The sequence below is a fragment of the Pseudomonas sp. EYE_354 genome, from assembly GCF_023148575.1.
In the GTDB taxonomy this organism is placed as follows: Bacteria; Pseudomonadota; Gammaproteobacteria; order Pseudomonadales; family Pseudomonadaceae; genus Aquipseudomonas.
In genome coordinates, this window is record NZ_JAHXNQ010000001.1 from 290373 (window position 1) to 311708 (window position 21336).

The window sequence follows — 21336 nt, forward strand, 5'->3', positions numbered from 1 at the left end:
GCTCCCTCAGAATTGGAAGTAAAGGAACGGCGAGAAACTCTGCGCCGACAGTTTGAGAATCGACGCCACGAACAGCAGCAGCACGGCGGCGCGCATGGCGTAGCGTGGCCAGTCAGCGGTCCAGTAGGCCGGTTGCACGGCGGCGTCCTGACCAACGGTGAAGCCTGGTTGGTGGATGCTGCCGGGGTTGTCGCCCGGTACCGCTTTGATCAGGCTCGGGTCGGCCGGCTGGGTCTTCTCGGCAGGGCGGTTGGTGTAGAAGTCGCGCAGGCCGAAGAACGCCAGCGTTGCGTAGGCCACCACCAGGGTTGCCACTTGCAGGCCGGTGAGATTGGCGCGGTTGAGTTCCGACAGCGACCACTCGCCAAAGCTGAACATCGCACCGTACATACGCCCGGCCACGTGCAGGTTTTCGGCGCGGAAGATCACCCAGCCCATCACCACCAGCAGGAAGGTGAAGGCCCAGCGCAACACGTTGAAGCTGCGTGGCGCGGTGTTCAGGCCAATGGCTTTTTCAATCGCCAGCCACATACCGTGCCAGGCGCCCCACACGATGTAGGTGATGTTCGCACCGTGCCACAGGCCGCCCAGCAGCATGGTCAGGAACAGGTTGCGGTAGGTGGTCAGCGTGCCTTTACGGTTGCCGCCCAGGGTGATGTACAGGTAGTCACGCAGCCAGGTGGACAGGCTGATGTGCCAGCGGCGCCAGAACTCGGTGATCGACTGGCTGATGTACGGCTGCTTGAAGTTTTCCATGAAACGGAAACCCATCATCAAGCCCAGGCCGATGGCCATGTCGCTGTAGCCGGAGAAGTCGAAGTACAACTGCGCGGTGTAGGCCAGCGCTCCCAGCCAGGCATCGCCGGTGGTGGGGTTTTGCAGGGCAAAGCAATGGTCGGCCACCACCGCGAGGGTGTCGGCAATGAAAACCTTTTTGATGAAACCCTGCATGAACCGCGTGCAGCCCTCGGAGAACTTGTCCAGGGTGTGGGTGCGGTTGTTGAACTGGTCGGCCAGGTCGCGAAAACGCAACACCGGACCGGCAATCAAGTGCGGGAAAATCGCCACGAACGCTGCAAAGTCGATCAGGTTGCGCGTGGCCGGGGTGTCGCCACGGTACACGTCGATGATGTAGCTGATGGACTCGAAGATGTAGAACGAGATGCCAATCGGCAACAGCACGTGGGTGAGGATGAACGGCTCAAGGCCTGCCGACTTCATCATCACGTTGATGCTGTCGACGCCAAAGTTGGCGTACTTGAAATAGCCGAGGATGCACAGGTCGACTGCCACGCCCAGCAGCAGCCAGCGTTGGGCAGGCTTGGTGCGCACGCCGGCTGCGCCAACCTTGAGACCGATCCAGTAGTTCCACAGCGTGACGGCTGCGAACAGCGCCAGGAAGTCCACTCGCCACCAGGCGTAGAACACATAGCTGGCAATCAGCAGCAGCAGATTGCGATAGCGTTGCCCGCTTAAGTAGTACAAGCCGAGAAAGATCGGCAAGAACAAAAACAGGAACACGTTGGACGAGAAAACCATCCCGATCTCTCCATGTTTAAACCAACAGTCAAGGGCCAACGGCCCCCCCAAACCCCCCACGAATGCGAGGGAGGTTGTGATGTGATCGTTCCCACGCTCTGCGTGGGAATGCCTCACTGGACGCTCTGCGTCCGCTTTTGGGACGCGGAGCGTCCCTGGCTGCGTTCCCACGCAGAGCGTGGGAACGATCAGCGACTAACTGCCTTTGTTGCCTTTTTCGTGCGCCGGGTCGTAGACCTTGGTCAGGTCACCCCCCAGGCGGAAGGTCTTGAACGGCTGCATCCCGTGCTTGCGCTCGATCACATCCGGGGCGCAGGTGTAGAGGGTGCAGAACGGCTCAAGCCAGGCATATTTCATGTCCTCCTTGAGGTCCTTCATGTCCTGCTCCTTGCCGTTCTTCTGTTCGAAGATTTCCGGGTCTTTCACCCCGGCCAGCACCTTGTCGCCCAGGCGCTTGAGCGCGCTGTTGTTTTCCTGGCGCAGGTCCACACCGTTGACCAGGGCAAAACTGGCGATCATCGACAGCGGCGGCAGGGCGTAGTTGTGGTACGACAAGGCGCGTTGCTGACGCTTCAATTCGTTGGGCAAAAAGCCCTGGTCGTCGACCTGGTTCACGCCGACTTTGTATTCCTTGACCGCCCAATCAAACAGGTCGCGACGGTTGGTGGCGATGGACGTCGCCATCACCGACCAGGCTGCCCAGTAGGAGTGGTTGTTGGTTTTTTCCAGGGGCAGGTTGTCCCAGTCGCTCACCACTTGGTCGGCCAGTTTGTTGAACCAGGCTTCGATCAGTTGCGATTCCTGCTGGTGGTTGGCCAGCGGGTGCGAGTCGGAGAACTTCAGGCGTACATAGGCCGAGGCCATGCTGCCCAGCGCCCATTTGCGCATGGACTTGCCGGTGTGGTTGAAGTCCTTGGACATCAATGCATCGGCCTTGGCCCACGACACCAGCCAGTTCAGTGTGCATTCAAGCTGCTCGGGGCGGCCGTCGCGCATGAACTGCATCACACGCTTGCTGGTGTCTTTTTCCAGCTTGGTGATGTCGGCGGTGCTGTCGCGGAAGGCTTTTTCCGACTGCACATTCAGCGTCGAACGGGCCTTGTCGGAGCCTTCGTACTTGCTGCGAAATTGCAGAGGCCCGGTGTAAGGCGTCGGCATGGTGTCGCAGTTTTCCTTGAAGTCGCCGGTCTTGAACGCTTCGATCGGTGCGAAGTAGCCCTGGGGCGGACGCAGCGGAGCGGCGGCGTTGACGGAGCCTGCGAAGATCGCAAGGCCCAGTAACGATGGAATCCATAACTTCTGCATAAGTAACCTCATTGCCCGAGTGAGGCAGTCTTCTGACCGCCGCTTGGGAATACGTTGCGTGTGCAAATTTTCGCTTCGACCTTCTGCGCGGCCTGGCCCGCTTCCGGACCCTGTACTTCCACGGCCAGCAGGTTCTGCGAGGCCCAGTCTTCATCGGTGCGCAGTTCAAAGGCGAAACGCCCGTCTGTATCGGATGTTTCGGGTTTCTCGATCTTGATGTCCTCGTGGCGCCCGTTCATGTACCAGAGGGTGGCTTGCAAGGTTTTCACCGACGGATCGGCGAAGCGGATATCGACCTGGTGATTGGCATTACGCAGGTCTTTGTTCGAGCTGTTGACCATCAATTCGTTCTTGCCGGGTTTGAGCGTGGTGCTGGCGCTCATCTGCGCGGTTTTGCCTTCGCAGCCGTTGTCCAGCAGCGACATCATCTGGCGGTAGATGGTCTCCTGGTCCAGGCGGTACAGCGGCGAGAACTCCCAGATCAGGATCTTTGGCGGACTCTTCTGGAATTCATCGCTGCCCAGGTACTGCAGCATCGAGCCTTCCAAACCACCGCCGGGGAAGGCGACGTTGAGGATGTCGGCACCGATTTCTTCTTCCAGGAAGCCGGCGAAGTTGTAGTTCTTGCCGCTGTGGCTGGTGCCCACCAAGGTGATCTGCGGGTTGCCCGAATCGCCGAACAGGTCGCCGTCGCCGGCTTCGCCCTTGGGTTCGGTGGTGAACTGGTCCATGTACTGGATCGCGTAACTGGTACCGCACAGTTGCCCGGCCATGTTGTGCAGGGTGCCGGTCTTGCCCATGCGCCCGGAGCGCTTGGTCTCGAATTCGCGCTTGGGAATGTCGGCGTATTCGGGCATCTGCTTGACCTTGGCCGCGACGATTTTCGCGGTGCGCTGGGCGCCATAAGGGGTCCAGTGCTGGTCGCCGCGGAAGTAGAAATCGTGGGCGGGCAGTTCATCCGGCAGTTGTTCGTTGGTCAGTGGCGACAGGTCCGGCACCACATAGCCCATCTTGGCGAAACGGCCGAGCATGGTTTTGTAGTTGCCCAGGGCCTTGTCGAAATCGAACGAGGCTTTTTCCGCCGGGTTGAGCTTGTTGCGGTTCACCAGGCCACGGGTCGGCTGGTACACCACCACCAGTTCCACGCCCTTGCTCTTGAACGCATCGTGCAACTGTTGCATGCGCTTGTAGCCGGCCGGGGAGGTGTCGAATTCGGTGCGCAGGTCTTCCTGGGTACGGAACAGCCAGTCGCCCTGGGCTTGCACCAGGGTGGTGAAGTTCTGCTGGTAGCGCGTGGTGTAGTTCTTCGCGTCGTGGGCGGCGGGGCACAGGCTGCAGCACGGCTCGGCGGTGAAAGTCGGTGCCTTGAATTTACCGGCGACTTCATCAGCGCGTACGCCCTGGCTGGCCGCGAGCAGGCCGAGGGTCAGACCCGAGAGGCTCAGCAGTTTGATCATGTGTGGGTGCATAAGGGTCATCCTCAGTCCTGCATTTCGGTCTGGCGTTCGACAGGGTCGATCAGCACGGCTTTCTGCTGGCGTACCAGCAGGTCGAGAATTTCTTCCTGACGCTCGCCGAGCACGCCGGAGAAGCTGATGCCGCTGGATTTGGTCGGCGCAAGCATCGACACGCGATACAGCTCGATGCTCAGCGGCGAATCGATGGACAGCGGCCCGCTGCCGTTACCCGCCAGCTCGCCGCCGACCACGATCAGCGAGACCTTGGCGTCGAACGGGTCGAGGGCGATGTCGCGGTCGGTGTCGGTCAAATCCTTGATATGGCCGTACACGCCGGTCAGGCCGTTGGCCATGGCGGTGTTCTCGTACAGCTTGATGTTCACGCTGTTACGCACCCGAATGCCGTGGCGACGGTTGCTGATCACTTTGTTGCCCCACAACAGGTTGTCACCGCTCTCATAGAGCGTGATGCCGTCGGTGTGGTTGCGGTAGATCTCGTTGTCGGCGATCAGGTTGTTCACGCTGTTACGGTCGATCACCAGGCCCGAGAGCTTGTTGTCGTAGCTGCGGTTGTTGAAGATGAAGCTGTCGTTCACTTCGCGGGAAATGATGATGCCGTGCTTCTTCTTGGTGCCGTAGACGGTGTTGTCCGCAATGATCAGACCATGGGACCGGTCATGGGGGTCGATGCCGTAGACGATGTTGTCTTTGTAGGTGTTGCCCTTGATCACAAAGCCGGTGGTCTCGTAGCAGTAGAAGCCGTACCACATGTCCGAGAACTCGGAGTCAATGATCCAACCGGTCGGTTCCGGGCGCTTGAGCACCTTGGCCATGTTCGGCGTGTACTGGGAAATACTCACCCCGTACGACTTACTGTTGGCGTAGCCGAAGCTGGCCATCTTGCTGTTGGCGATGTAAGTCTCGGTGCCGCCCCAGGCCAGCAGGAATGGACGGAATTCCTTGGGCGACTTGAACAGCGCCGGGCCGTTGGCTTTCTCGTCCCAGCCGGTGATCCGGGTGTCACGCACAAACAGCTGGCCGTCGTTGATCAGGAACGAACCGGCTTGCTGGGACAGGCGCAGCTCCTGGGTCTTTTTGTCGATTTCCAGGATGCCCTTGCGCCCGACCACGATCGGCAACTTGGCCAGGAACACGCCCGGCGAGGTTTCGCTCAGGTACTGCTTGGGCACCTTGCCCAGCAGGTCCTTGAGGTTCATGTAGCCGTCGTCGATGAAGATGGCCTGGGGAATGCCGTGCTGGCGCACCACCCATTCGGCCATCTTGTTATCGCCGCCGATAAAGTCCTTGAGGGCGTCTTCCTGCATCATGCGGCGGATGCTGATTTTGCCCGGCTTTGCGCGCACGATCTTTTTCTCGATGGCCGCGGCGGTGTAGCCCGACAAGTCAGGCAGGGCCGGCTTGGCCATTTCCAGCGGCGCGGTCGGCGGGCTGGAAATGGTGTAGGTCTTGGCCTGTTGCAGTTCTTTGGCGATAGTCGGCGCCTTGACCTGCTGCGCGGTATCGGCGAAGGCTGTGGCGCTGGCCATCAGCATCGCGGTCACCAGCAAGCGTTGAGGAATCATTGCGCAGGCTCCCATCAGAATTTCCAGATCACGTCGACAAACGCGCGATGCATGTACGAGTCGACCTGGCTGCCGTAGGCATCACCTGGTTTGAACACACCTGCACGAAAGCGCACCAGGGCCGACGGTTCGTCGACCGACTGGCTCAGCGCCGCCGGCAACAGGCCTTTCTTGAAGTACTTGGTGACCACCAGGTCCATCTCCTGACCCAGGTCTTTCTTGCCGTCTTCGAGCGGCAGGGAGGTGCTGGACACGATCGCGCCGGTCACGTCGTCGGTGTTGTTCTGCACCGCATCGATGCCGTTGCTGCCCACCGGCTTGTTACCGTCGACACGCCAGAACTTGTGGTACACCAGGCTGGCGTCGTAGTCCTCGCGCAGCTGCCAGGAACCGAACAGGCTCATGGACTGCATGTTGTTCATCTCGCCGCGGAACGCTTCACCGAAGCGGTGCACGCGAGACTGGGTGCCGGTCCAGTTCGAACGGTTGCTTTGCAGGCCGTTCTGCTCGTACTCGGCGCTGGCGCGGGAATAGGCCGCGCCCACTTGCCACTGCGGGTCCAGACGCAGGCGGATGCCCAGGTCGGTGGCCCAGCCACTCACGTCATCGCTGCGCTTGGCGTTGGTGGGGCGGGAGCCGTCGGCGTTCAACGCGTTGACGGTGTCGCGGTCGCCGCGCATGCCGGTGATGCTTGCCCAGTAGTTGACGGTGTTGGTGTTGCGCCAGTTGTAGGCGTCGCTGTTGGCTTCAAGGCCGAGCCAGGTCAGGTCGCCGTTTTCGCGCTTGTCCAGGGAGTCGGTGGCCACGCCCGGTTCCGGGTAGTCGAGCTTGCCGTTGTCATGGGTGTGGTGACCGCGCAGGCCGATCCACTGGCCCGGCGTCCACTGGTAGGCGGCGTCGGCGTAGAGGTGCTGGCGGTCCTTGTCTTTGGGCGACAGTTCCTTGAGGTCGGTGCGGTATTCGCTGAAACGTTCGGCGACGCCCACATTGGCCTTGAGCAGCGTGGTGTCGAACGTCCAGTTCAGCGCTTCGATATTGGTGTCGCGCCACTGGCCGTCGTCATTGCGCAGACGTTGGCGACCGAGCTTGAGGATCTCGCCGGGGTACGGCGTAAAGCCGCTGTAGCCGACCCAGAACTCGCGCATCGCCAGGTAGTTTTTCTTGGTCTTGCGGTCGCTGTTGCTGGTCTGCTGGTTCTCGTCATCGGCCGACTGCTGAAGGGTGTCGGTCTCGATGATGTCGCTGGAGGCGACCGCCTGGCCCATGGCATAGGCGCTCCAATTGCCGCTTTCGCCGTAGATCCAAGGGCGCAGGTCGATACCGACGCCGTTGACGTCACCGCCTTTTTGCGTGCCCAGGTCACGGTCGTCCTCGGACTGACCGGTGATTTTGACTTCCAGGCCGAAGTTCTTGGCTTCGGTCAGCGCGGCCAGGGTCGGACACGACCACAGCAGGGCGAAGGTCAGGCCAATGCCGGCCTTGACGAATGGATTGAGCTTCATAGGGATTCCTCGCCGTCTTCTTCTTCATCCAGGGCGTGCAGTTGCAACGTGCTCTGGGCCAGGGTGCCGCGCGCGGCCAGTTCCTGTTGCACCAGGCGTTGGCCCTGAGCGCGTTGTTCCGGCGTCAGCGGCGCTTCGAGCTGGGCGGCCAGGTCGTTGGCTTCCGGGGTGTCCTGGGCCTTGGCCAACTGGCTGAAGACATAGGCGTTCAACGGGTCGGGCTTGGTGCCCTTGCCTTGGGAAAACAGTTGGGCGATGGCGAAATCGGCGCTGTTCTGGCCGTTACGTGCAGCGGTCAGCAAATGGTCCAGGGCCTTTTGCGGGTAGACCTTGCCCAGGTAGCCACGCCGGTAGATCTGGCCGAGGTAGTAATCGGCGGCCACTTCACGGCCCACGGCTTTTTCGAAGTGCGCTTCGGCAGCCTTGGCGTCTGCCGGCACCCACTTGCCTTCGTAGTAGAGCTTGCCCAGGAGCAATTCGGCGCGTGGCTGATCGGCGGCGCGGCCGTTGTCCAGGTACTTCATCATCTGGTCGACATCGCCCAGTTCGGGGAAGTCGTAAAGCAGTTGCGCCAGGCTGACCCAGGATGCCGGGTAGCCAGGGGCGATTTTTTCCAGCAGAGCCTGGGCGGTTTTTTCATCCGGGGTGCCGAGGGTGGCGTCGCCAAGCACGCGGGCAACGCTGTCGACGCGTTGCGCGGTGACGGTGCCACGGCTGTAACCGGCTTCCATCTGCTTGAGCAGTTCGGCCTGTTTTTCCGGCGCTGCTTGCTTCTGGTAGACCGTGGCCAGCTCGACGTAGCAGATATCGGTGGTGCTCAGCGCGGCTTTGCAGATGCGCTCCACGTCAGCCAGGTGCTGGTCATAGGTGTCCTGGGTGCGATACAGCAGCACCTGGGCCAGGCCGGCTTCCGGGTAACCGGCGGCCTGCCACTGGCTGATCTGCTGCTGGGCGTTCACGTTGGGGAAGCTGTGCGGGTATTGCAGGTACAGCATCGCCAGCGGGATCAAGGTGTTGCCTTCGCCGTTGGCAAAGGCTTTTTTCAGCAGGCCTTCGGCTTCATGGTGTTCGGCTTCGGTGGAACCGGGCTTGGCCACCAGCAGTCGACCCAGGCGCGCCTGGGCGCGCGGCGAGGTGTCCGCCGCCGCACGGTAGGTGGCTTCAGCCTGTTTGATTTGCGCCGGATCACGGGTGCCTACCTGGATATCGGCCAGGCCCACCTGGGCCTCGCTGTAACCCAGCTCTGCCAGTTGCTGGTAATTCTGCTGCGCGGTGATGGTGTCACCACGCTTGAGCGCTTCATTGGCCAGGCGTTGGTCGGGCAGGCCTGCGCAACCGGCGAGGGCGATGGCCAGCGCCAGGGGCACCGGCAGGGTTCGAAGGGCGCTCATGATTAAAGACCTGCAGCCATGGCTTTATCGATCAGCCAGTTCAGCGATGGGCCACGGTCGCTGGTCACTTCTACCGGGCGACCGGCGTAGGTGCTGTCCAGCGGTGCATCAGGCTTGATCTGTACACGGATGTCGGAGGACAGGTCGGCGCTGTTCAGGCTGGTGCTGCTGACGATGGTGCCGGTGCGCACTTGCTCTTCGTCGGCGACCTGGAAGGTCACCGGAGTGCCTGGGCGCACGTCGCCAAACTGGCGATAGGTGAAGCGTGCTTCGACGTTGGCCTGGCTGCCGCGTGGCACCAACTGGAAGATCACGTCGCCCTTGCTGGCGTACTGGCCGTCGGCGACCAGTTGCTGAGCCACGACGCAGTCGCAAGGCGAGGTCAGGGTGCCGGTCATTTGCTTGCCGAACAGTTCTTCAACCTTGGCCGGTTGCAGTTGGTCTTCGTCCAGGTGGCCCTTGAGCACATCGAGCATGCTGGTGCTGAAGGTGGCCAGTGGCGCGCCTTTGGCGGCAACCGCGTCACCTTTGAGCAGGCTTTGCACGGTGCCATCGCGCGGCATGGTTACGTTCATGCCGGGCACACTCACCAGGCCGGCCTGGGCGTGGCTGACGAAGTACATGCCATACACCGACTTGAAGACAAACCCGAACGCCGCCAGGCCGACGATGAAGATACCGGCGCTGAACACCACGGCGCGCAGGCGACCGAACGGGGTCATGCCGCTGCCGCCGTCCTTGACCTTGCGCGCCTTGGTGAAGTTGTCGCGCTGCAGGGTGGCCAGCACGTCACCCATGGTCACGATGTCGCCGGACAGGTGCGAGGTAATCAGGTGGCGCAGGGTGGAAATGTCCTGGGCGTCGAGGTTCTGGAACTGGCAACCGGTGCGGCCGGTCTGGCGGTCGTAGGAGCGGATCTGCAACTCCACGTCCATCGCCAGCCCCAGGTTATCGATCACAAATTGCAGGCGGCCCTTGTGCACTTCACCCACGGTCAGTGGCTGGGTGGCGGTGAACGCCAGACCACCGGCGGACAGGTCGATCACCCGTGCTTCGGTCTGCGTGCGGTCGGTGTTGAAGAAGCGCAGCTTGGCCGGGATTTTGACCCGGGCATGCTGGCGCTGGGCTTCGGATTCGTGGACAACGTTGGCGTTTACTTGGCTGTTCATAGTGTCGATTTCCTAGTTAATTCAGGCTTGGCAGGGTCAGACCATCATCAGCAACACGGCAACGAAGATGCTGCCGGCGGAGAAGGTCATGGTCCGAGACGACCAGGTGTTGAACCAACGTTGAAAGCTGGCCAAATCGCGGGTCAGTTTGGTGTCCTGGCGGGTCCAGGACTGTTGATCAAGGCGGAAGAACACGTAGATCTTCACCAGCGCGCCCATGATCTGGTTGTAATAAAGAATCGCCGGGTATGCCGGACCGATCTTGTGACCGGAGCACGACAGCAGCAGGGTCAGGATCAGGCGGGTGATGCCGATCCACAGCAGGTACGCGAGGATGAACGCGCCGCCGTACTTGAACGTGGCGATGATTGCCACGGTCAGGCCGAGCAGGGAGGTCCACATCGACACACGCTGGTCGAACAGCACGATGCTGGTGAACACGCCGAGGCGACGCACACCCAGGCCCAGGGCGCGTGAGTTCTGGCGCAGGTTGTTGCCGTACCAGCGGAACATCAGCTTGCGGCTGGCCTTGATAAAGCTCTTTTCCGGCGGGTGTTCCACGGTGTTGATCGCGGCGTCCGGCACGTAGAAGGTGTCGTAACCCAGGCGCATCAGGCTGAACCAGCTGGACTTGTCGTCGCCGGTCAGGAACTTGAAGCGGCCCAGGCGCCAGTGTTGCAGCGAGTCGCTTTCCACGTCGGCGATAAAGCCTGGGTCGGTGACGACGCTGGCGCGGAACACCGACATACGGCCGGTCATGGTCAGCACGCGCTTGGACAGGGCCATGGAGCACATGTTGATGTGGCGCTGGGCGAAACGCAGCTTGTGCCATTCGCTCATGATGTAGCCGCCGCGTACTTCGCAGAACTCGTTGGTGGTCAGGCCACCGACGTTGCCGAACAGTTGGAACCACGGCACGGTCTTGCGCACCACGCCCTCGGCGAGCACGGTGTCGCCGTCGATCACGGCGACTACTGCGCGGTCATCCGGCAGGTGGCGGGAGATGGCACGGAAGCCGAAGGCCAGGCCGTCGCGCTTGCCGGTCCCGGCGATGCGCACGAAGTCCAGCTTCACGCGTTCAGGCGGGTTCATCTTTTCCCAGAGGCTCTTGACCAGCAGCTCATCGGACATTTCCACCAGCGAGCAGACCACGGTGGTCGGGAAGCCGCAGTCGATGGCTTCGCGGATCACCGAGCTGTAGACCTGCGCGGTGGTCAGCGCGTCGATGCGGAAGCTGGTGACCATCAGGAACACGTGGGACGGGTCGGCGGCCTTGCCCAGCTTGCGTACTTTGCGGCGCAGGTGCGGGTAGACCACATACAAAAACAGCATGCCGCGAAAGAAATGCGTAGCACCCATCGAGTAGCGCCAGATACCCACGGCGCCAATCAGGAAAATAAAATTCTTCGACTCGGAGTCGAACGTACTCGCCGGCAACAGCAGGGCGAGACCCATCAGCAGGCTCAGGAAGAACAGCCAGCCGGCCGATTGCAGTAGTACGTGTTTTAACTTGGACATAAGCGTCATCCGAAGGTGGTGAAAGCGGCTGGTTGCAAGCCGCAAGCTGCAAGTGGAGGTGCCTTTACTTGCAGCTTGAAGCTCGAAACTTGCCGCTGCTCTTCCGTTACCAACAAATGCCTTCGGTACGGCCGGTCGCGCAGGTGGCCTTGGACATGAAGCCCACCAGGTCGATCACTTGCTTGCCGTCCGGAGCGTTCTGCGCCAGGGCGCGGAATTTCTCGTCACGGTTACCGAGGATGATCACGTCGGAGTTGTTGATCACGTCATCGAAGTCCGAGTTGAGCAGGGACGACACATGCGGGATCTTGCCTTCGATGTAGTCCTTGTTTGCGCCGTGGACACGGGCGTATTCGACGTTGCTGTCGTAGATGCTCAGGTCGAAGCCCTTGCCGATCAGCATTTCCGCCAGTTCGACCAGCGGGCTTTCGCGCAGGTCATCGGTGCCGGCCTTGAAGCTCAGGCCCAGCAGGGCGACTTTGCGTTTGTCGTGGCTGGACACGATGTCGAAGGCGTTCTGCACCTGGGACTCGTTGCTGCGCATCAGCGAGTTGAGCAGCGGCGCTTCCACGTCCAGGGAGCTGGCGCGGTAGGTCAGGGCACGCACGTCTTTAGGCAGGCACGAGCCGCCGAACGCGAAGCCTGGGCGCATGTAGTACTGCGACAGGTTAAGGGTCTTGTCCTGGCAGACCACGTCCATCACTTCACGACCATCGACGCCGACCGCCTTGGCGATGTTGCCGATCTCATTGGCGAAGGTCACTTTGGTGGCGTGCCACACGTTGCAGGTGTACTTGATCATTTCGGCAACGGCGATGTCCTTACGGATGATCGGTGCGTCGAGTTCTTCGTACAGCGATTGCAGGACGTCGCCGGACGCTTTGTCGAACTCGCCGATCACGGTCATCGGCGGCAGATCGTAGTCAGCGATCGCGGTGGATTCACGCAGGAATTCCGGATTGACCGCAACGCCGAAGTCGACGCCGGCTTTCTTGCCGGAGCAGTCTTCGAGGATTGGGATCACCACGTTGGCGACGGTGCCCGGCAATACGGTGCTGCGCACAACGATGGTGTGACGAGTGCTCTTGTCACGCAGGACAAAACCGATCTCGCGGCATACCGCTTCGATGTAGTTGAGTTCCAGATCGCCGTTTTTCTTGCTCGGCGTGCCCACGCAAATCATCGAGAGGTCGGTATCGCGGATGGCTTCGGCGAAGTTGGTAGTGCCGCGCAGACGACCAGTCTCGATACCCTGGCTCAACAGTTCGCCCAGACCCGGTTCAACGATCGGCGATTTGCCGGCGTTGATCAGGTCGATCTTTTCCTTGGAAATATCTACGCCGACCACGTCGTGGCCACGTGCAGACAGGCAACCGGCACATACTGCGCCAACGTAACCCAAACCAAATATGCTGATGCGCATCGCATTTACCTCATTGTCATTAAAGACGGTGTTAATTCTGCCAATAGATGGCCGGAGTTCATGTTTGCAAGCGTCACTGATGCCGCAGAAGTTGGGCGAATAGACGCCGACTTACCGCGTACAGGCATGTTAAATAGCGAGTGACTAACTATTGCACTCAAGTTGTGCGCAACGTGGCCTTGTTATTGGGGCTTGCCCTCAAATGCAGCCAGCCTTCCGGGGGGAAGGGTCTGACGCCGGCGCCGTGGAGCGTTGATAGGGGCGGTTAGCCCTTTGTTATCAACCTCTTAAGCATTGGCACCGACACATTTGGGTAAGCGCTGCCTTGGCCTTATAGGGCATAGCAACTAATCCTTATCGCCGCCCTCAACTCATATCAGTTGATGATGTGACCCGTGAGTCAAAGTTGATGGGGCAACTTCGCTACTTCCTTGGGTCGCTATGTAAGTCATCTCTTACAGGAACAGAGAATTTCGTTACCGGTGGTATGAGCAGCGCTTTGGAGTGAAGTTCCTGGCCGCTCATCCTGTTCCCCGAAATTTTTTGAAATATCGTCAAAGATGGCACTAGTACTATATTGATAGCACTTGCTATTTGGGCCAGTAGTTGCAGGTAGTTGGCGCGCGGGGATAGTTTTGTGCCACTACTCATGAAAAAAAGCAGTGCCACTACGAAAAAAAATGACGAATGTCGAGTGAAACAATTGTTAGGTGTGCGACAAGATATATTTTGACGCCAAATAAATGACATTTCGGGGCGTGAAAAGCCGCCAGAAATGTGCGAGGAGGCTTGCCCTTAATGGCCGTGCATCAGCCGTTATAGCCGTGACTGAAATACCGCTATCGGGCAAGCCCGCGCCCACATTTGGATGTCAATGGTCTGAAAAAAGGCCGGTACGGCCTTATTCCGGTGCGTGGTCGCGCAAAAACACCAGGTTGTCCGGCTTCGATTGCTCCGCATTGAAGCGGTAGCCCTGCACATCGAACTGTTTGAGCTTGGCTGGATCGTTTATGCGTTCTTCGATCACGAAGCGGCTCATCATGCCGCGGGCCTTTTTGGCGTAGAAACTGATGATCTTGTACTGGCCGTTCTTCAGGTCTTTGAACTCGGTGTTGATGATCCGCGCCTTCAGCGCCGTGCGCTTGACCGCCGAGAAGTACTCGTTGGAGGCCAGATTGAGCAGCACGTCATCGCCTTGCTCGGCCAGTGCTTGGTTGAGCCACTCGCTGATGCGGGTGCCCCAGAAGGCGTACAAGTCCTTGCCACGGGCGTTGGCCAGCTTGGTGCCCATTTCCAGACGGTACGCCATCATCAGGTCCAGGGGGCGCAGCAGGCCGTACAGGCCCGACAGCATGCGCAGGTGGTCCTGGGCGTAGCTGAAGTCGGCATCGCTGAAGGTTTGCGCATTCAGCCCGGTGTACACGTCACCCTTGAAGGCGAGCAGCGCCTGCTTGGCATTTTCCGGAGTAAAGGCCGGGGTCCAACTGCCGAAGCGCGCGGCATTGAGGCCGCCGATCTTGTCGGACACGTGCATCAGCTCGCTGATTTGCGCCGGGCTCAGCTCGCGCAATTGCTCGATCAACTCTTGGGAGTGGTCGAGGTATTGCGGCTGGGTGAAGCGCTGGGTCGCGGGCGGGGTCTCGAAATCGAGGGTCTTGGCGGGGGAAATCACCGTCAGCATGAAGTTGGCTCCTGGAATCGTGGCGTGTAGCGTGTGCGCGATTCTAGGGGGTAGGGCGTTTTGACTCCACCTATGATGGTGATAGGCGCGATCCGTTATAGTGCCCAACGACTCTGGAAAGGGAGACCCTGCGTGCGAATAGCGCTGTTGTTGTCCGCGTGTCTGTTAAGCCTGGGCGCGCACGCGGCGCCGGTGGATGTCGCCAGCCTCGACCGCGCCACCTGGCCTGAAAAGCTCAGCACCCCGGCGCTGTTCGATGTGGCCTCACGGGCGGAAATCCTCATGTTCGGCCACAGCCTGCTGGCCAGCGAAGCCTTGGATGACGCGGCGCTCAAGCAGCGCCTGGGCTTGAAGATCATCAACCGGGCCGCCATCGACGACCTGCGCCGCCAGCTCTGGCAGCGCCTGCTGGAAAATTACAGCTTCGCCCAGCAGAGCTGCGAGGTCGATGCCTCGTTCTGTTACCTGGTGGAAAACATGGACGACCTGCGTGAGGAGGTCGGTAAGTTCCAGGTCAGCGAAGACTCTTTCTATATAGGCTGGGCCGCCCCCAGCCATGCCTTCCATGAGCGTTACCTGGACGAGCTGCTGCGCAAGGCCGCGCTGTTCCCGCAGATCAGCAGCGAAGTCGCGCGCTTTGGCGATCACGAGCGCAATGGCGATGAGTTCAACGACCGTCTGTTCCTGCTGACCTTCGACGGCGGCCCGTCACCGGTCAGCGGTAATACCGACTGGCTCGCCGACTACCTGCGCAAGCAGAAGATGAACGCCACGTTCTTTGCCCTCGGCAGCAGCCTGCAGACCCGCGTGGAGCGCAGTTCCGCCGCCGACGTGGAGGCGTTGTACCAAGGCCAGTGCGTCGGCACCCAGGGCTGGCAGTACCGCTCCCACAGCCATTGGGTGGATTGGCAGAGTTCGATCACCCGCAGTGCGGCGCTGGTGCAAAACCTGATGCCGGAAAACTACGTGCCGCTTTTCCGCCCGCCTTATGGCCAGCGACGCGCTGACAGCCAGGGGTTTTTCCAGTCCCAGGGTTTGCAGGTGGCGTTGTGGGACATCGATTCCCAGGATGAACCGGGCAAGCTAAAGGCCGATGAGTCGGCGCAGCGCGTGCTGACGTTGATGCTGCTGTGGCGCAAAGGGGTGATTGTGTTTCACGACACCCAGGACAAGGCGCGGGTGGCATTGCCGCTGTTGCTGCAGGCAACGGCGCAAAGTGGGCTCGGTTGGCAGGACTGCCGGGACGCATTTCGTTAAAAAGATGAAGTGCCCGGCCCTGTTGGGTCTAGGGCATTTCTGGGGCGATTTTTTGCAACATTTCGATGCAGGCGGACTTCCGACTTTAACGAGGTGCATGGCACGCGGCTAGTGCTATTCGTCATCCTGAAAAATAAACTTCAAAAAAGCGTCAAAGTGCTTTTTCCTGTCATGGGTTTTGCGGTATTACGAAGTCAGATCGCCGAAACCTGCAACACAGGTGGCGTCTTCCCAGACTCCTCAGGTGGGCAATGCACTTGACGTCCCTCAGGTGTATTCGGTGGTCGAATCGAGGCGCAGCACTGTCGTGGTATTGCGTCGACTGGCTCCCACAAAAGGTGACCGAGTATGGATGACCATGGACGCACCCCTTCTTCCGACCAGCCAATCCTTTATGTGCTCGATACCAACGTATTGATCCACGATCCAAACGCTCTGCTCAATTTCGAAGAGCACCACGTCGCCATCCCGATGATCGTGCTGGAGGAACTCGACAAACTCAAAAGCGGGCATCACAGCGTTGCCGCCGAATGCCGCCAGGCCATCCGGTTGATCGACAAGACATTGGGTGAAGCGTCACCCGAGGATGTTGAAGTCGGCGTGCCGATCCAGCGCGGTAAGAGCGGACCCAAGGGCTTGCTGTCGATTTTGATGAGCAAGCGCAGCGAGCCCAACAGCCTGCTGCCGGAAAACCTCAACGACAACAAAATCATCAACCAATTGATCGACCTGCATGCGCGCGACAAGGACCTGCGTGTGGTGCTGGTGACCAAAGACATCAATATGCGCCTCAAGGCCCGAGCCTGTGGGATCGCGGCCGAGGACTACAGCACCGACCAACTGGTCGATGACGTGTCGATGCTGTCCCGTGGTTATCACATGATGACCGGCTCGTTCTGGGACCGCGTGAGCAAGGTCGAAACCCGTCAGGATCACGGCCGCACCTGGCACCAGGTACAACTGATCGACAACCTGCCGGCCGTGCATATCAATGAATTCATCGTCGACGAGCAGGGCTTCGTGGGCTGGATCAAAGAGATCCAGGTCGACAAGCTGCTGATCCTCGACCTGCATCAGGAACCCCTGTTGCACCAGGAAGCCTGGGGCCTGAAACCGCGCGACATTTATCAGAGCCTGGCGCTGTATGCGCTGCTCGATCCGGATATCCACCTGGTCAACCTCACCGGTGCCGCAGGCTCGGGGAAAACCATCCTCGCCCTGGCCGCCGCGATCGAACAGACCATGGTGACCAAGCGCTATCGCCGCATCATCGCCACCCGCAGTGTGCAGGGCCTGGACCAGGAAATCGGTTTTCTGCCCGGCACCGAAGCGGAAAAAATGGAACCGTGGCTGGGGGCGATCACCGACAACCTCGAAGCCTTGCACATGGATGACGAAAACACCCATGGCAGCGTCGACTACATCCTCAGCAAAGTGCCGTTGCAGTTCAAATCCCTCAACTACATCCGAGGTCGCAGCTTCCAGCAGAGCCTGATTTTGATCGATGAATGTCAGAACCTGACGCCGCACCAGATGAAAACCATCATCACCCGTGCCGGCGCCGGTTCCAAAGTGGTGTGCCTGGGCAACCTGGCGCAGATCGACACCCCCTACCTGTCCGCGACCAGCTCCGGGCTGACGTACCTGACGGAACGTTTCAAAGACTTCCCGAACGGCGTGCACATCGCGCTGCAAGGGGTACCGCGCTCGATTCTGGCCGAATACGCAGAGTCGCATCTCTGAGTCGCAAGCTTTAAGCTACAAGTTGCACGTGGGTCCAGTGAGCTTTTCACTTGCCGCTTGCAGCTTGTAGCTTTTTTGCTGCCTCAAGGAGGCTCTGTGCTGACTCATCTCGATTCCCAAGGTCGCGCCCATATGGTCGACGTCACCGACAAGTCCGTGACGTTCCGTGAGGCGGTGGCTGAAGCGCGGGTGCGCATGTTGCCCGAAACCCTGCAAATGATTGTCGACGGCGCCCATCCCAAGGGTGACGTATTTGCCGTGGCCCGCATCGCCGGGATCCAGGCCGCGAAGAAAACCAGTGACCTTATCCCTCTGTGTCACCCGTTGATGTTGACGGGCGTCAAGGTCGAACTCAGTGCCGAGGGTGCAGACTCTGTGCGCATCGTGGCGCGCTGCAAGCTGTCCGGGCAGACCGGTGTGGAGATGGAGGCATTGACCGCGGCCAGCGTCGCGGCACTGACTATCTATGACATGTGCAAGGCGGTGGATCGCGGCATGACCATCGAAACCATTCGCCTGCTGGAGAAGCTCGGCGGCAAGAGCGGGCATTTCAAGGCGGATGAACAATGAGCATCAACGTACTGTTTTTTGCGCGCTACAGCGAAGCGGTGGGCTTTGATTCGCTGGAGATGGAAGGCGACTTCGCGAATGTCGACGCGGTGCGTCTGGCATTGGCTGCCGATCCCGCTTTCAAGGTGCTCAATGAGGACAGCCTGATGTGCGCCCGCAACCAGGAGCTGTGCAACCTCGACGAGCCACTGCAGGCTGGCGACGAGGTCGCATTCTTTCCGCCCGTGACCGGAGGCTGAGCATGGCTATCCGTGTGCAGGTGGCGGCGTTCGATCCGGGGGCCGAAGTCAACGCGATGCATGCGGCAAACGTGGGCGTGGGCGCGGTGGTGAGTTTTGTCGGGTATGTGCGCGACTTCAATGACGGTCGTGATGTGTCAGGGATGTTCCTGGAGCATTACCCCGGCATGACCGAAAAAGCCCTGGCCAGGATTACCGTGGAAGCCGAGCAGCGCTGGCCGTTGCTCAAGCTTGAGGTGCTGCATCGTATCGGTGCGCTGGAGCCGGGTGAGCCGATTGTGTTCGTCGCGGCCGCCAGTGCCCATCGCCAGGCTGCATTCGATGCGTGTGCGTTTGTGATGGACTATTTGAAGACGCGGGCACCGTTCTGGAAGAAAGAGAACACGCCTGAAGGTTCGCGTTGGGTGGAAGGGCGCAGCAGTGATCACGCCGCGGCGGATCGCTGGAAATAGCCGGCAGGGAAATCAAATGAGGGAGGGGCACGCCCCTCCCTCATGGTGACAGCAGTGCAAACCTTAAGGTCGCTTGCGCTCCACAGCCCGCAACAGATGCGTCGGCGGCGTCTCGCAGCTGATCTTGCGGCCCAGCAGTGCCTCGATCGACGGCAGCTGATACGAGTCATCCTCCCCCGCAAAGCTGATCGACACACCCGCAGCGCCGGCACGGCCGGTCCGGCCGATACGGTGCACGTAATCGTCCGGCACTTCCGGCAGGGTGAAGTTGATCACGTGGCTGATGCCATCGATGTGAATTCCGCGCCCGGCGACGTCGGTGGCCACCAGCACGCGGATCTTGCCTTCGCGGAAACCTTCCAGCGTCTTGATGCGCTTGTGCTGCGGCACATCGCCGGACAGTTGCGCGGCGTTGACGCCATCGCGCACCAGGCGCTCTTCGATGCGGCGCACTTCGTCCTTGCGGTTGGCGAACACCATCACGCGCTCCCAACCGTTGTCGTTGACCAGGTTGTAGAGCAGCTTGTACTTGTCGGCACCGGCCACCGCATAGATGTGCTGTTCGACGTTTTCGCTGGCGACGTTCAGCGCCTCGATCTCGACGATGGACGGGTCGGTGGTCCACTGCTTGGCGAGGTTCATCACGTCTTCGGTGAAGGTCGCGGAGAACAGCAGGGTCTGACGCTCGGCCTTTGGCGGGGTCTGGCGAATGATCTGGCGCACTTGTGGGATAAAGCCCATGTCGAGCATGCGGTCGGCTTCGTCCAGCACCATCACTTCGACCATGTCCAGGTGCACGTCGCCGCGCTGGTTGAAGTCCAGCAGGCGGCCGGGGGTGGCTACCAGAATGTCGCAATGGCGGGCTTCGAGGTGCTTGAGTTGCTTGTCGAAGTCCATGCCGCCGACGAACGTCATCACGTTAAGGCCGGTGTACTTAGTCAGGTCGGCGGCGTCCTTGGCGATCTGCACCACCAGCTCGCGGGTGGGGGCGATGATCAGCGCGCGCGGTTCACCCATGTAGCGCTCTTTCGGCGGCGGTGTCTGCAACAGTTGGGTGATGATCGAGATCAGGAACGCAGCCGTCTTGCCGGTGCCGGTCTGGGCGCGACCGATGGCGTCTTTACCGGCGAGGGTGAAGCCCAATACTTGCGCCTGGATCGGCGTGCAGTATGGGAACCCCAGGTCCTGGATGGCATGCATCAGTTCCGGGGCCAGTTTGAAATCATGGAAGCGGGTTTTGCCTTCCTGGGGCTCGACGACGAAGTCTTCGAGTTTCCACGGGATCACCGGCGGCTTTGGCGCGCGTTCCCGGCGAGGCTTGGGAGCGGCTTGAGCGTCAGGTTTTGCCTGTTCGGGCGGTGTCACCGTCGGCGTCTTCGGCTGGGCGGCGGCAGATGCAGTGCGGCCTGGCTGTTGGCCGTCGTTGCGGCTGCCGGAGGAGGGGACAGGAGCACTGGGAACAGGCGCGAGCGGCTCAGCCTCGCTTTTGCCGAACATCTTCTTGAGTGCTTTGAGCACGGTGATCTCATTAATTGGTTAAGGAATATACGCCGGCCAGTGTAATGCAAGAATCGGGCGCGGCGTAGTGCGTCTGTCATACGGCTACATAAACGCGGGGTTTCAGCGCAGGCGCTCGGCCAACCAGGTACCAATATCGCGTATCTCTTCGGGTAACACTTCGTGGCCCATTGGGTATTCCTGCCATGTCACGGTGACACCACGGCTCTTGAGGTGCTCATACGCGGTACGGCCCATGGCGTTCTGCACCACCTCATCGTATTGACCGTGCAGGCACAAGGCGGGAATGCGTTGCTGGCTGGCGGACAATTGCAGTTCATCGCCGAAGGTCGGTGCATAGGTGGAGAGGGCGATCACGCCACCCAGAGGACCTTCCAGTTCCTTGAACGCGGTGTGGAACACCACGGCGCCACCTTGGGAAAAACCGGCGAGAAAAATCCGCGAGGCCTCTATTCCGGTCCTCTTCTGGTCTTCGATCAGGTTGGTGACCATTTTTGACGAAGTTTCCAGCTCTTGCAGGCTGATCGACCGAGCCGGGCTCATGGCCTTGATGTCGTACCAACTGGGCATCTCGTAGCCGCCGTTGATCGTCACCGGACGGGTGGGCGCCTGGGGCAAAACGAAACGCGTGGTCAGCAGGGTTTCCTGTAAGGCTTCGGCCACCGGCAGGAAGTCGTAGCGGTCGGCACCCAGGCCATGCAGCCAGATAACGCAGGCGTCTGCGGGCTTGGAGGGCTGGAGAATCAAGGGTTCGGTCATGTCTGCTCCATAAATGTGCGTGCGCTCCGATTGGGTGCGTCGGAACGGTGCGCCATCGGTTGATTTGTTAATTAGATGTCGCAACGTTGAATCTTTTGCTCTTGACCATGGGCTGAAACGACTCAGCCGCCACTCTGGTACGGCGCTTGCTATGCACAAGGCGATGTCAGGTCTCTCTCTTGGCGGTAACACTATCAGTGACAGCCGCCTATGGGATAGCAACTGGACTT

At 60.3% G+C, this 21336-nt stretch carries 17 protein-coding genes; 5 read left to right on the forward strand and 12 right to left on the reverse strand.

The window, feature by feature from the left end:
- Positions 1 to 6: 6 nt before the first annotated feature.
- From KZX66_RS01425 to yaaA, 10 genes are all read right to left on the reverse strand, one after another.
- Positions 7 to 1539, reverse strand: a complete 1533-nt coding sequence (locus KZX66_RS01425) for an MBOAT family protein (protein WP_248075439.1) — start codon at positions 1537 to 1539, stop codon at positions 7 to 9.
- A 195-nt stretch (positions 1540 to 1734) separates the two neighbouring features.
- Positions 1735 to 2844, reverse strand: a complete 1110-nt coding sequence (locus KZX66_RS01430; RefSeq protein ID WP_248075441.1) for a mannuronate-specific alginate lyase — start codon at positions 2842 to 2844, stop codon at positions 1735 to 1737.
- 8 nt (positions 2845 to 2852) lie between these two features.
- Entirely contained in the window at positions 2853 to 4313 is a 1461-nt protein-coding gene (locus KZX66_RS01435) for an alginate O-acetyltransferase (RefSeq protein ID WP_248075443.1), read from the reverse strand.
- 11 nt (positions 4314 to 4324) lie between these two features.
- Entirely contained in the window at positions 4325 to 5899 is a 1575-nt protein-coding gene (gene algG / locus KZX66_RS01440; protein ID WP_248075444.1) for a mannuronan 5-epimerase AlgG, read from the reverse strand.
- Complete coding sequence (locus KZX66_RS01445; protein WP_248075445.1) at positions 5899 to 7386, reverse strand: alginate export family protein; 1488 nt, start codon at positions 7384 to 7386, stop codon at positions 5899 to 5901. Before KZX66_RS01445 ends, algG begins: the two co-directional genes overlap by 1 nt.
- Positions 7383 to 8777, reverse strand: coding sequence for an alginate biosynthesis TPR repeat lipoprotein AlgK (gene algK, locus KZX66_RS01450; RefSeq protein ID WP_248075448.1), 1395 nt, complete (start codon positions 8775 to 8777; stop codon positions 7383 to 7385). Before algK ends, KZX66_RS01445 begins: the two co-directional genes overlap by 4 nt.
- A gap of 2 nt (positions 8778 to 8779) precedes the next feature.
- On the reverse strand, positions 8780 to 9946 hold the full coding sequence (locus tag KZX66_RS01455; protein WP_248075450.1) for an alginate biosynthesis protein Alg44: 1167 nt from the start codon (positions 9944 to 9946) through the stop codon (positions 8780 to 8782).
- Positions 9947 to 9982: 36 nt separating this feature from the next.
- Positions 9983 to 11464 (reverse strand): glycosyltransferase family 2 protein, encoded by a 1482-nt coding sequence (gene alg8, locus KZX66_RS01460; protein ID WP_248075452.1) that lies wholly within the window; start codon positions 11462 to 11464, stop codon positions 9983 to 9985.
- 106 nt (positions 11465 to 11570) lie between these two features.
- A complete protein-coding gene (locus KZX66_RS01465; RefSeq protein WP_248075454.1) occupies positions 11571 to 12887 on the reverse strand; it encodes a nucleotide sugar dehydrogenase in 1317 nt (438 codons plus the stop codon).
- A 901-nt stretch (positions 12888 to 13788) separates the two neighbouring features.
- Positions 13789 to 14568, reverse strand: coding sequence for a peroxide stress protein YaaA (gene yaaA, locus KZX66_RS01470; protein WP_248075456.1), 780 nt, complete (start codon positions 14566 to 14568; stop codon positions 13789 to 13791).
- A 132-nt stretch (positions 14569 to 14700) separates the two neighbouring features.
- Here yaaA and KZX66_RS01475 point away from each other — a divergent pair, with 132 nt between their 5' ends.
- The 5 genes from KZX66_RS01475 (at position 14701) to moaE (ending at position 18829) form a co-directional block, all read left to right on the forward strand.
- On the forward strand, positions 14701 to 15825 hold the full coding sequence (locus tag KZX66_RS01475; RefSeq protein ID WP_248075458.1) for a polysaccharide deacetylase family protein: 1125 nt from the start codon (positions 14701 to 14703) through the stop codon (positions 15823 to 15825).
- 348 nt (positions 15826 to 16173) lie between these two features.
- The gene (locus KZX66_RS01480) at positions 16174 to 17568 is read left to right on the forward strand and encodes a PhoH family protein (protein WP_032877681.1); all 1395 of its coding nucleotides are present in this window, start codon (positions 16174 to 16176) and stop codon (positions 17566 to 17568) included.
- Positions 17569 to 17664: 96 nt separating this feature from the next.
- A complete protein-coding gene (gene moaC / locus KZX66_RS01485) occupies positions 17665 to 18138 on the forward strand; it encodes a cyclic pyranopterin monophosphate synthase MoaC (protein ID WP_248075460.1) in 474 nt (157 codons plus the stop codon).
- On the forward strand, positions 18135 to 18377 hold the full coding sequence (locus KZX66_RS01490; protein WP_248075462.1) for a MoaD/ThiS family protein: 243 nt from the start codon (positions 18135 to 18137) through the stop codon (positions 18375 to 18377). Before moaC ends, KZX66_RS01490 begins: the two co-directional genes overlap by 4 nt.
- A 2-nt stretch (positions 18378 to 18379) precedes the next feature.
- A complete protein-coding gene (gene moaE / locus KZX66_RS01495; RefSeq protein ID WP_248075465.1) occupies positions 18380 to 18829 on the forward strand; it encodes a molybdopterin synthase catalytic subunit MoaE in 450 nt (149 codons plus the stop codon).
- 63 nt (positions 18830 to 18892) lie between these two features.
- Here the strand turns inward: moaE and rhlB are convergent, their stop codons facing one another.
- On the reverse strand, positions 18893 to 20353 hold the full coding sequence (gene rhlB / locus KZX66_RS01500; protein WP_248076021.1) for an ATP-dependent RNA helicase RhlB: 1461 nt from the start codon (positions 20351 to 20353) through the stop codon (positions 18893 to 18895).
- Between the two features lie 96 nt (positions 20354 to 20449).
- Entirely contained in the window at positions 20450 to 21106 is a 657-nt protein-coding gene (locus KZX66_RS01505) for an alpha/beta hydrolase (protein WP_248075467.1), read from the reverse strand.
- Positions 21107 to 21336: the final 230 nt, after the last annotated feature.

Bases quoted from the DNA above. Each gene is read 5' to 3' on its own strand.
- KZX66_RS01435 (WP_248075443.1), bottom strand. From the start codon at position 4,313: ATGCACCCACACATGATCAAACTGCTGAGCCTCTCGGGTCTGACCCTC.
- KZX66_RS01480 (WP_032877681.1), top strand. From the start codon at position 16,174: ATGGATGACCATGGACGCACCCCTTCTTCCGACCAGCCAATCCTTTAT.
- KZX66_RS01465 (WP_248075454.1), bottom strand. From the start codon at position 12,887: ATGCGCATCAGCATATTTGGTTTGGGTTACGTTGGCGCAGTATGTGCC.
- KZX66_RS01490 (WP_248075462.1), top strand. From the start codon at position 18,135: ATGAGCATCAACGTACTGTTTTTTGCGCGCTACAGCGAAGCGGTGGGC.
- algK (WP_248075448.1), bottom strand. From the start codon at position 8,777: ATGAGCGCCCTTCGAACCCTGCCGGTGCCCCTGGCGCTGGCCATCGCC.
- alg8 (WP_248075452.1), bottom strand. From the start codon at position 11,464: ATGTCCAAGTTAAAACACGTACTACTGCAATCGGCCGGCTGGCTGTTC.
- yaaA (WP_248075456.1), bottom strand. From the start codon at position 14,568: ATGCTGACGGTGATTTCCCCCGCCAAGACCCTCGATTTCGAGACCCCG.
- algG (WP_248075444.1), bottom strand. From the start codon at position 5,899: ATGGGAGCCTGCGCAATGATTCCTCAACGCTTGCTGGTGACCGCGATG.
- KZX66_RS01430 (WP_248075441.1), bottom strand. From the start codon at position 2,844: ATGCAGAAGTTATGGATTCCATCGTTACTGGGCCTTGCGATCTTCGCA.
- KZX66_RS01455 (WP_248075450.1), bottom strand. From the start codon at position 9,946: ATGAACAGCCAAGTAAACGCCAACGTTGTCCACGAATCCGAAGCCCAG.
- KZX66_RS01505 (WP_248075467.1), bottom strand. From the start codon at position 21,106: ATGACCGAACCCTTGATTCTCCAGCCCTCCAAGCCCGCAGACGCCTGC.
- KZX66_RS01445 (WP_248075445.1), bottom strand. From the start codon at position 7,386: ATGAAGCTCAATCCATTCGTCAAGGCCGGCATTGGCCTGACCTTCGCC.
- KZX66_RS01425 (WP_248075439.1), bottom strand. From the start codon at position 1,539: ATGGTTTTCTCGTCCAACGTGTTCCTGTTTTTGTTCTTGCCGATCTTT.
- moaE (WP_248075465.1), top strand. From the start codon at position 18,380: ATGGCTATCCGTGTGCAGGTGGCGGCGTTCGATCCGGGGGCCGAAGTC.